Below are 9426 nucleotides of genomic sequence, written 5' to 3' on the forward strand. Positions count from 1 at the left end.
CAAGAAAGGGGCCAGCCGCAAGGCTGGCCCCTTCTCTATGGGAGCAGACCCGGGTCCGGGGTGTCAGGGATACCCCAGGGTCTGCCTGATGACGGGAAGCTGCGCAGCAATCCAGGCCGGATTGATGGGCCCCCAGTCGCTGATGCGGTAGTGCCCCTGCAGATGGCGAGCCCCCTCGGTCTGCTCGAAGGCGCACTGGATGTCGAGCTCCGCCAGGGCGCTGAGGGTGTCCTGGGCGGTGCGGCGCGGCATGCCGGTCGCCTCCATGATGGCGGGCACGGTGTCCGTGCCCTGACTGATGAGGTGAGCCACGTAGAGCCGGCGATAGAAGCTGGTGCGGGTCTTACTCGGCTCGCTCATATCTCGTCCTCGAGGCGATCGAAGTAGCGCCAGGTGGCGATGGCCGCCTTGCCCATCACCAGGGCCCAGACACCGAACCAGAACCAGCGGAAGAAGCTCCAGGTGGAGGCATCGGGCTCGGTGCTCGCGATCTTGGTGACGTTGGGGAACATGGAGAACATGTTCACGCGCCAGCCGTAGGAGGTGATGATGGCCAGGCGTTTTTCGAACTCCATGGACTTGGCCTTGGCCTGGACGTCGGCGGCGTTGAACTTGAAGTAGAAGGGCCAGCCCCATTCGGTGTCTTCATTGCGAAACACCCGGATCTTCTCGCCGGGGCGCTCGGTGTAGATGTAATAGACGTCGGTGGTGGGGCCGTCAGCCGGGTTCTTCTGGCTGATGGGGCCATCCTTGTCGGTGCGCTTCACCTCCACCCCGGTGATGGTGGCGATGGTGTGTTCCGGCAGATAGAAATCGAGCCAGAGTGCGGAGAGCAGGGCGATGAGGCCGAGCGTGATAAAAGCGGGTTTCTTGAACTTCAGGCTCATGATGATCTCTCGATGAGGGGGAGTGACGTGCCTCTACCATACCCACATTTGCGAATGCAGCCCAGCCCCCAATGACACCTTGATGGCAAAAACCCGTTTTAAACAGGAGGCGTGAAGGGGGAGGGGCAAGTGCGGGGCCAGCGCCGGGCCCCGCGGTATCGAAGAGACCCTCTCGGGATCAGAGCTGGAACTGGGCGAGCTGCCTGCGCTGCTGCTCGGCGAGCTGTGACAGTTCGTGACTGGCGGCGGCACTCTGGCTGATGCCGGCAGCGTTCTGGTTCACGATCTCGTGGATGTTGGTGAGGTTGCGGCTGATGTCGGCGGTGACGCAGGATTGTTGTTCTGCCGCGGTCGCCACCTGGGCGTTGGCACCGTTGATCTGGTTGACCGCGTCCGTGATGCCCCCCAGCAAGGCCTGTACCTCGGCGGAGAGCTGCCGGTTGTGGCCGAGGATCTCCAGGGTCTGCTGCACGCCGCTGTTGGCGGAGAGGGACTGGCTCTGCAACTGCTCGATGATGGCCTGGATCTCCTTGGTGGAGTCCTGGGTACGGGCGGCCAGCAGGCGCACTTCGTCGGCCACCACCGCAAAGCCGCGGCCGCTTTCACCGGCGCGGGCCGCCTCGATGGCGGCGTTGAGGGCCAGCAGGTTGGTCTGCTCCGAAATGCTCTGAATGACTTCGATCACCTTGCCGATCTGCTCGGACTGGGACTTGAGCCTGGCCACCACAGTCGCGGCGTTCTCCAGACTGCCCGCCATGCGGCCGTTGGCCTCGATGCTTTCGGCAAACAGGGTCAGCCCCTGCTCGACCCGACTGTTGGCATCCCGGGCCAGCTCGTCGGCCAGGGCGGCATTGTGGTTGACGTTGTCAGCGGTGCTGGCCAGCTCGGTGACGGCGGAGGCCACCTGTTCGGTCTCACCGCGCTGCTGCTGGGCGTTGACCTCTGCCTGGGTCATCACAGCGGCAAGCTCGGTGGCGGCGGAGGCCACATTGCCGCTGATGCCGGTCAGGGTCTGGATGGTGTTGGCAAGCTGGCTCAGGGTCCGGTTGATATCCCTGGCGAGCTGGCCCAGCTCGTTGTTGCCTTCGGCATTGGCACGCACGTTGAAGCGGCCGAGGGCGACGGCGTGCATCACCTCCTGCAACTGGCCGATGGGCTGCACGATGCGCCCGGAGATCCACCAGCCACCCAGCAGGGCCGCTATCAGGGTGCCCCCCATCAACAGCAGGGTGCGCAGCAAGGTCGCGCGGTAGTGGGCCTGCTCCTCGGCAATCTCAGTCTGGGTCAGCTGATTGATGTGGACGGACATGGCATCGATCTGCTTGATGAGCGCCTCCCCCAGATCGCGAAAGTGCAGGCGGGCCTGCTCATAGGCGGCGGGATCGCCACTGCCTTGGTACTTGGCGGTCAGCAGGGGCAGCATGCTGCTGCGGGTATGGCCGAGGTAGGCCTGCAGGGCGGCCGCGACCTGACGGTTGTCCTGCTCGGCACCGGTGACAACCAGTCTGGTCAGGATGGCGCCAATCTCCTGCTCGGCGGCGGAGAGCTGGGCCGGCAACTGGGCGAAGAGGGCCTCATCGTAGAGGCCGTAGATGGCGTTGGTGCGCAGCCGGTAGGTGGCGTGGATCAGGGCCGCAATGTCGTCCTTGTGGCGGGTGACGCTGGCGGTGGTTTCATTCATGTCCTGAATGGCACCGTCGATTTCCTGTTTGCTGATCACGGCCATCAGCAGCATCAACAGGCTGGCGAGCAGGAGAGGGATAAGCACTTGAAGACGAATGGACAGATTATTCAATGACATGAAAGATCCTAACCCGAAAGAGGAGTGAGGCGGCATCTTACACAGGCGCGACAATCCTTGTCACAGGGTTTTTAATGCTGAATTCTTGCTGAATGAAAAGGTTTTTCTTGTGTTAAAAGAGTGTGATAGGCAAGATCGTCTGCTTGTTACCCTGGAGGTGTAGTGTGTCCGACTGGATTGATCCCGCCATCTTGGCGCTCTTTATTCCCACGTTCTTTTTTGTCTCAGTAACCCCCGGTATGTGCATGACCCTGGCGATGACCCTGGGCATGAGTCTGGGGGTGCGCCGTACCCTGCACATGATGTGGGGGGAGCTTGTCGGCGTCGGCCTGGTCTCCGTGTTGTCGGTGGTCGGGGTCGCGGCAGTCATGCTCAACTACCCGGCCCTGTTCTCTGCATTCAAATATGTAGGTGGCGCCTACCTGGTCTGGCTTGGCATCCAGATGTGGCAGGCCAAGGGCAAGATGGCCATCCCGGCGGATCTCTCGGCGGGTCAGCAGACCAGCCCCATGGGACTGGCCGTGCAGGGTTTCGTGACCGCCATCGCCAACCCCAAGGGGTGGGCCTTCATGGTCTCCCTGCTGCCCCCCTTCATCAATGCGGCCAAGCCGATGGCACCCCAGATAGGGGCCCTGGTCGCGCTCATCCTGGTCATCGAGTTCTCCTGCCTGATGCTCTATGCCAGCGGTGGCCGCACCTTGCGCCATTTCCTCGCCAAGAGCGGCAATGTCACTCTGATGAACCGGATCGCGGGCTCTCTCATGCTGTTTGTCGGGGTCTGGCTGGCCTTCGGTTAAACACCCGCTCAATCTGCCGCCCTATGTGACGCCATGGGGCACCTGAAGAGAGATGATGCAAAAAGGCCACCTCCCTGCCCGGGAGGTGGCCTTTTACATGGGCCCGTTTTTTTATGAACCCACTTTTCATGGACTCATGAGGTCAGTCGGTCAGGCAGTCCGGATCGAACACGTACTCCCCGGCCAGCCAGCGCAGGATCTCGTTCACGCAGGCCTGATCCTGGAACGGCAGGTAGCGGCTCTTGAGATGGATGACCTGCTCGGGGGTGAGCTGGGCCAGACCGATGTCCTGGAAGAGCGGCAGGTCTGCCTGGATCATGGCGGAGATCTGCGGCCCGCAGGTGGCGTTGAGGGAGGCGTGCAGCGCCTTGTCAGGATCGTACTGCTTGCCGAGCTTGTAGCTCATGGGCAGGGTGGCGAGCGGCAGGGCCGAGAGGGCCGCCTGCTTCATGGGATTGACCGCATGGCCGCTCACGAGCTCCGCCAGCTCTGCCGGACGGTTTTCGAAGGCGCGCAGGTGCAGGAAGCTGCTCGCCTTGCTGCCGTCATTGACCGGATAGTTGTCCCACAGGAAGGGCTTGCGATGGAGCCAGTCGGCGGCCTGTTTGAGGTGGGCAGCCGGATACTCGGTGGAGCAGACTTTGGGGCCGGTCCAGAAGACATCGATGCGCCTGTCGAGCCCCTGACCCAGATCCTGCAGATAGTGGGGGGGCATGGCACCGAACACCTTCTCCAGCACCGGATCCGTGCTGTAGTAGCTGGGGCAGAACAGCAGGCGGCCTGCGTCGGTGTGGGCCGCGATGTCGTGGGCGATGGTGAGCTGCCAGTGGGCGAGATCCGGGGTGTCCCCCTTCATGTCGTCAAACAGGATCGCCAGGATATCGGGCTTGAGCGCCTCCTCGATGAGCCTCACCTTCTCCAGCAGGGCGGGTCGCTGGCGGGCATAGTCGTGATGGGCCCCCATGGGGCTCAGGCCCACCCCGAAGGCCAGAGCGTTCTCCCGGCACTGGCGGGCGAGCTGGCACAGGGCTTCAAGCTGGTCGGCGGGCCAGGGTGTGGCCCAGTGCTTGCGCAGGTAGCCGTCTTCCTTGGGGGCGTAGAGGTAGAAGCCATAGCCGTGGCGGGGCAGCCACTGGGCGTAGCGGGCACGGGCTTCCCAGCTCCAGCCCTTGCCAAAGAAACCCTCGATGAGGCCCAGCTTGGGCGAGGGAGGATACAGACCGGACAACAGGGTTTGATAAGGCATGGTTCACTCCCTTCTCACACAAATGCGGGCTACGATGGCCGGCGCCTAGACGGGGTCTTCTTCCAGGAAGCGCACCCCTATCTTGCGGGGTTCACCCTCTTCCATTTCCGCCACCGTCCAGAGCAGTCCCTGCCAGGCGACATGGTCACCGACCACCAGATTATCGCCCAACTGATGGGCAATAAAATCGCCGAGGCTCTGATCCGCCACCTCGCTCACATCCAGCCCGTAGAGCGGGGCGAGATCCACCAGCCTGGCGTTGGCCTCCAGCAGGAAGTCACCGAAGAAGCGCGGGCCCAGATCCTGCTCCGGCGCCTGGCTGAAGAGCTGACCGAGGGCGGGCAGGTCGTGCTCGTGGCCGATGACGCAGAGGATGTCATCGGATTGCAGGCAGGTACTGCCCGAGGGGTGGAGCAGCTCCTGGCCGCGGAACAGGGCGCAGATGCGGGTGCCCTGGGGCATGCGCAGCTCTCGCAAGGGGGAGCCGATGCACCACTTCTCGGCGCTCAGGCGATAGACGAAGGTCTCCCACTGGCTGTCGAGATCGATTTCCAGCCCAGAGCGGTTGATGGGAGAGGGCGGTGCGGGCACCTCCACTCGCGCCAGCTTTGATGCCAGCGGCAGCGAGCTGCCCTGCAGGATGAGCGAAACCAGCACCACGAAGAAGGCGACATTGAAGTAGAGCTGGGCATTGGGCAGCCCCGCCATCATGGGGAAGACCGCCAGGATGATGGGCACGGCGCCGCGCAGCCCCACCCAGGAGATGAACCAGCGCTCGCGGGGCGCGAAGTTCTTGAACGGCAGCAGTCCAATCCAGACCGACACCGGACGGGCAAACAGGATCATCCACATGGCCAGGGCCAGCGCCGGCAGGGCGATGGGCAGCAGCTTGTGGGGCGAGGCGAGCAGCCCCAGCACCAGGAACATGCCGATCTGGCTGAGCCAGGTCAGGCCGTCCAGCACGGAGAGGGTGGTGCTGCGGCTGCGCAGGGAGAGGTTGCCAAGCAGCAGGCCGGTGAGGTAGATGGCCAGGATGCCGCTGCCCCCCACCGCCGTGGTGAGGGCGAAGATGAGCAGGCCGCCGCTCACCGTGAGCAGGGGATAGAGACCGGGGGCGAGCTTGGCACTGTTGATGAGCTTCCACAGCAGCCAGCCCCCCGCAAGGCCGATGCCAGCGCCCAGACCAAACTGCTTGACGAGTTGCAGCAGCAGGAAGCCGGCATCCAGCCCCTGCTGGGCGGTAGCCAGCACCTCGATCAGGGTGACGGTGAGAAAGACCGCCATGGGATCGTTGCTGCCCGATTCTATCTCCAGGGTGGCGCTGACCCGCTCGTTGAGGCTGCGCCCGCCGAGCAGGGAGAAGACCGCCGCCGCATCGGTGGAGCCGACGATGGCACCGATGAGCATCCCCTGCATCAGGTTGAGGTCGAACAGCCAGGCGGCGGCGAGGCCCGTGAGGCCGGTGGTGATGGCCACCCCGACTGTGGCCAGCGAGAGCGCGGGCCAGAGCGCGACCCGAAAGGAGGAGACCCGGGTGCGCATGCCGCCGTCCAGCAGAATGATGGCCAGTGCCAGGTTGCCCACCAGGTAGGCGACCGAGTAGTCGGCGAAGTGGATGCCGCCGGGACCATCCTCACCCGCCAGCATGCCGACGGCGAGGAAGATGACCAGAATGGGGATGCCGACTCTGGAGGAGAGTGCGCTCAACAGGACACTGGCGCCCACCAACAGGGCACCGATGAAGAAGAAACTGTTGACGGTGGTGGCATCCAATGGCGAACTCCTTATGGCGGGCTGCAAAACAGGCACATTATATGCAGATTGACCCCCTTTGTGTGGCTTAATTGTGCATTGTTTTGCAGTTTTTTACGTTTGTTGCGCAGTTTTCAAGCAGGGTGAGGGCGGAGTGCCCGCGCGGGAAAGCGCAGGGAAAGGGGGCAATGGATGGGGCTTTCAGTGCAGGCAGAGGGGGGCGGCAGAGGGCGAAAAAATGCCGTGGACGGGAAGGGTGCAGGAGCGCCGACGGGCTCCTGCGAGGGGGTCAGTCGTCCTCGTCGTCCTTGACCTCCCGGATCTTGTCCTTGTACTTGGGCAGCTGTTTCTCGAGCTGCTTCATGTCCTTGATGGCGTTGAGAAACAGGCCGAGCAGAAACAGCAGCGGCAAGCCTATCCATAACCACAAGCTCATCAGAATCTCCTTTCGTGGTGTGCCGGGGTGACATAGCGGGCCAGGATCTCGTCGAGATGAGCCAGGATGCACTCCTTGCCTTCAATATCCGCCCGTTCCAGACAAAGCGCCAGCGCCGCCGGATCCAGGGCCAGCCCGTCGGATTCGGGCGCGAAGCTCAGGTGCCAGGGCTCGTAGGCCACCCCCTGATCCGGTTGCTCCCCTTTTGCATAGGGCAGGAAGAAGCCGAAGTCGTTCATGTGATCGTCCAGCCACTCGCGCAAATCGGCAAACCAGCCGCCCGCCTCGTACTCCCAGGGTTCCAGCGCGAGCCGGGTGCCGGCGGGGAGGCAGTCCGGATCGTAGATGTCGAGATCCGTGCCCCAGTGATGGCGGCTGGTGCCGGGCAGGGCGCTCCAGTGCAGGATGGCGTGCAGTCGCTCGGTCTCGCCCAGTTGCAGGGCATCGAGGGGCTGGTTGTGCGCATCCAGCAGAGGGCGCTCCCCGCGCCATTTGCCGTTCCAGATGGCGAGCTGGCGTTCGAAGCCGCGCCAGCTGGAGGCCGCCTGCAGGTTGAAACCGGCATGGGCGGCAGCCACCTGCATGTCGTTGAAGGCCGCCGCGGTGGCGGCGGTCAGACGATGGGGGCCGCGCCCCACCAGGATGAGGTGGCTCTCATCCAGCCCAAGCAGTTGATCCTGATTCATGGTCTGGTCTCTCTTGTCCGGAGCACCGCTCATGCCAGCAGTCGTGCCAGCACCCCTTGGTACATGTCCGCCAGCAGATCCAGATCGTCCGCCTTCACGCACTCGTTCACCTTGTGGATGGTGGCGTTGACCGGGCCGAGCTCGATGACTTCCGCCCCGGTGGGAGCGATGAAGCGCCCATCGGACGTGCCCCCCGTGGTGAGCAGGGCCGGCTGCTGGCCGTTCACTGCCGCCACGGCGGCGACGGTGGCGTCCAGCAGGGCGCCGGTGTCCGTCAGGAAGGGCTGGCCGGAGAGGGTCCACTTCAGCTCGAAGTCCAGGCCGTGACGGGTCAGCAGCGCCTCGACCCGCTCGCGGATAGCCGCATCGGTGAGCTCGGTGCTGAAGCGGAAGTTGAACTGGACCTGCAACTCCCCCGGAATGACGTTGGAGGCGCCGGTGCCGCCCTGGATGTTGGCGATCTGGAAGCTGGTGGGGGGGAAGTAGGCGTTGCCCTTGTCCCACTCGATGGCGGCGAGCTCCGCCAGCGCCGGTGCCGCCTTGTGGATAGGGTTGTCCGCCAGATGGGGGTAGGCGACGTGGCCCTGCACCCCGCGCACCAGCAGATCGCCGGTGATGGAGCCGCGACGGCCGTTCTTCACCACGTCCCCGACCTGGGCGGTGGAGGAGGGCTCGCCGACGATGCACCAGCGGATCTTCTCGTTGCGTGCCTCCAGGGTGTCGATGACGCGTACCGTGCCGTTGATGAAGGGCCCCTCTTCATCCGAGGTGATGAGAAACGCGATGGAGCCCTTGTGGTCCGGGTGCTCGGCCACAAAGCGCTCGGTCGCCACCACCATGGCGGCCAGAGACCCCTTCATGTCGGCGGCGCCCCGGCCATGGAGCATGCCGTCCTTGATGGTTGGCTCGAATGGCGGGGTGTCCCACTTCTCCAGGGGGCCGGCGGGTACCACGTCGGTGTGGCCGGCGAAGCAGAAGAGGGGACCCTCGCTGCCACGGCGTGCCCAGAGGTTGGTGGTGTCCTCAAAGACCATGGGTTCGATGACGAACCCCAGGCGTGCGAGGCGCTCCGCCATCAGGGTCTGGCACCCTTCATCCAGGGGGGTCACGGAGGGGCGGCTGATCAGATCCTTGGCCAGTGTGATGACGTCCGACATCGGTGTTCCTTAACAGAAAAAGTTAACGGGAGAAGAGGGATTGATAGAGGTCTGCCTTGAAGCCCAGGGTCAGGGTGCCGTCCTGGTCCAGCAGCGGGCGCTTGATCATGGCCGGGTGGGCCAGCAGCAGGTCACGGACCTTGGCGGTGTCGAGCCCCTGTTTTTCTGCTTCCGGCAGGGCGCGGAAGGTGGTGCCACGGGTGTTGAGCAGGGCTTCCCAGCCCAGCTTGGCGAGCCAGAGATCGAGCTGCTCCGGGCTCAGGCCGTCGGCGCGGTGATCGTGAAAGCGGTAATCGATACCCGCCTCCTCCAGCCACTTGCGGGCCTTCTTGATGGTGTCACAGTTTTTGGGGGAAATGCCGTAGAGAACGACTTTGCATTCGGTCTTGTTTTCCATGGGGTTCACCGTGTTCCGTTTGATGGGCTGTAGCATACAGACGATCTGCACGTATGAAAACGAGGCTGCCTTGGGTTAGCCACCACGGTGGATGGTGTGCATTTGCGGACACGAGAGCGTTTCGGTAAAAAAAATTCACATTGATATTGTTAGAAGTGCCGAGATCCTGATAGGCTTATCTCATCTTGTCGTAAGTATTCACCGGAACAGTATTGACACAGGAAAAATGAGACGATCGTCTCTTGATCCCACTTTCCTGCTTGCTTG

10 protein-coding genes are annotated in these 9426 nt (G+C 63.5%); 1 reads left to right on the forward strand and 9 read right to left on the reverse strand.

The annotated features are described in order from the left end of the window. Nucleotides 1–63: 63 nt before the first annotated feature. From PG896_RS05720 to PG896_RS05730, 3 genes are all read right to left on the reverse strand, one after another. Complete coding sequence (locus PG896_RS05720; RefSeq protein WP_039039881.1) at nt 64–360, reverse strand: winged helix-turn-helix domain-containing protein; 297 nt, start codon at nt 358–360, stop codon at nt 64–66. Continuing rightward, nucleotides 357–887, reverse strand: coding sequence for a DUF1523 family protein (locus PG896_RS05725; protein ID WP_039039880.1), 531 nt, complete (start codon nt 885–887; stop codon nt 357–359). Before PG896_RS05725 ends, PG896_RS05720 begins: the two co-directional genes overlap by 4 nt. A 178-nt stretch (nt 888–1065) precedes the next feature. After that, on the reverse strand, nt 1066–2688 hold the full coding sequence (locus PG896_RS05730; RefSeq protein WP_202014213.1) for a methyl-accepting chemotaxis protein: 1623 nt from the start codon (nt 2686–2688) through the stop codon (nt 1066–1068). Between the two features lie 164 nt (nt 2689–2852). Here PG896_RS05730 and PG896_RS05735 point away from each other — a divergent pair, with 164 nt between their 5' ends. Further along, nucleotides 2853–3485, forward strand: coding sequence for a LysE family translocator (locus PG896_RS05735; protein WP_039039878.1), 633 nt, complete (start codon nt 2853–2855; stop codon nt 3483–3485). 142 nt (nt 3486–3627) lie between these two features. Here PG896_RS05735 and PG896_RS05740 read toward each other — a convergent pair whose 3' ends face one another. The 6 genes from PG896_RS05740 to PG896_RS05765 all read right to left on the reverse strand — a co-directional run bounded on the left by PG896_RS05740 (nt 3628) and on the right by PG896_RS05765 (nt 9159). After that, entirely contained in the window at nt 3628–4731 is a 1104-nt protein-coding gene (locus PG896_RS05740) for a protein O-GlcNAcase (protein WP_257710226.1), read from the reverse strand. Between the two features lie 45 nt (nt 4732–4776). Beyond that, entirely contained in the window at nt 4777–6504 is a 1728-nt protein-coding gene (locus PG896_RS05745) for a potassium/proton antiporter (protein ID WP_010674047.1), read from the reverse strand. Between the two features lie 268 nt (nt 6505–6772). Beyond that, nucleotides 6773–6919, reverse strand: a complete 147-nt coding sequence (locus PG896_RS05750) for a hypothetical protein (protein ID WP_010674048.1) — start codon at nt 6917–6919, stop codon at nt 6773–6775. Further along, complete coding sequence (locus PG896_RS05755; protein ID WP_029314223.1) at nt 6919–7605, reverse strand: M15 family metallopeptidase; 687 nt, start codon at nt 7603–7605, stop codon at nt 6919–6921. Before PG896_RS05755 ends, PG896_RS05750 begins: the two co-directional genes overlap by 1 nt. A 29-nt stretch (nt 7606–7634) precedes the next feature. Continuing rightward, nucleotides 7635–8762, reverse strand: coding sequence for a succinyl-diaminopimelate desuccinylase (gene dapE, locus PG896_RS05760; RefSeq protein ID WP_010674050.1), 1128 nt, complete (start codon nt 8760–8762; stop codon nt 7635–7637). A gap of 22 nt (nt 8763–8784) precedes the next feature. Further along, on the reverse strand, nt 8785–9159 hold the full coding sequence (locus PG896_RS05765; protein WP_161469809.1) for an ArsC family reductase: 375 nt from the start codon (nt 9157–9159) through the stop codon (nt 8785–8787). Between the last annotated feature and the right edge of the window lie 267 nt (nt 9160–9426).

Origin of the sequence: Aeromonas sp. QDB30 (assembly GCF_027707645.1) — a bacterium.
Classification (GTDB): domain Bacteria; phylum Pseudomonadota; class Gammaproteobacteria; order Enterobacterales; family Aeromonadaceae; genus Aeromonas; species Aeromonas caviae.

Excerpts from the sequence above, each read along its gene's own strand:
- PG896_RS05740 (WP_257710226.1), bottom strand. The coding sequence starts at position 4,731 with ATGCCTTATCAAACCCTGTTGTCCGGTCTGTATCCTCCCTCGCCCAAG.
- PG896_RS05750 (WP_010674048.1), bottom strand. The coding sequence starts at position 6,919 with ATGAGCTTGTGGTTATGGATAGGCTTGCCGCTGCTGTTTCTGCTCGGC.
- PG896_RS05730 (WP_202014213.1), bottom strand. The coding sequence starts at position 2,688 with ATGTCATTGAATAATCTGTCCATTCGTCTTCAAGTGCTTATCCCTCTC.
- PG896_RS05725 (WP_039039880.1), bottom strand. The coding sequence starts at position 887 with ATGAGCCTGAAGTTCAAGAAACCCGCTTTTATCACGCTCGGCCTCATC.
- dapE (WP_010674050.1), bottom strand. The coding sequence starts at position 8,762 with ATGTCGGACGTCATCACACTGGCCAAGGATCTGATCAGCCGCCCCTCC.
- PG896_RS05720 (WP_039039881.1), bottom strand. The coding sequence starts at position 360 with ATGAGCGAGCCGAGTAAGACCCGCACCAGCTTCTATCGCCGGCTCTAC.
- PG896_RS05755 (WP_029314223.1), bottom strand. The coding sequence starts at position 7,605 with ATGAATCAGGATCAACTGCTTGGGCTGGATGAGAGCCACCTCATCCTG.
- PG896_RS05765 (WP_161469809.1), bottom strand. The coding sequence starts at position 9,159 with ATGGAAAACAAGACCGAATGCAAAGTCGTTCTCTACGGCATTTCCCCC.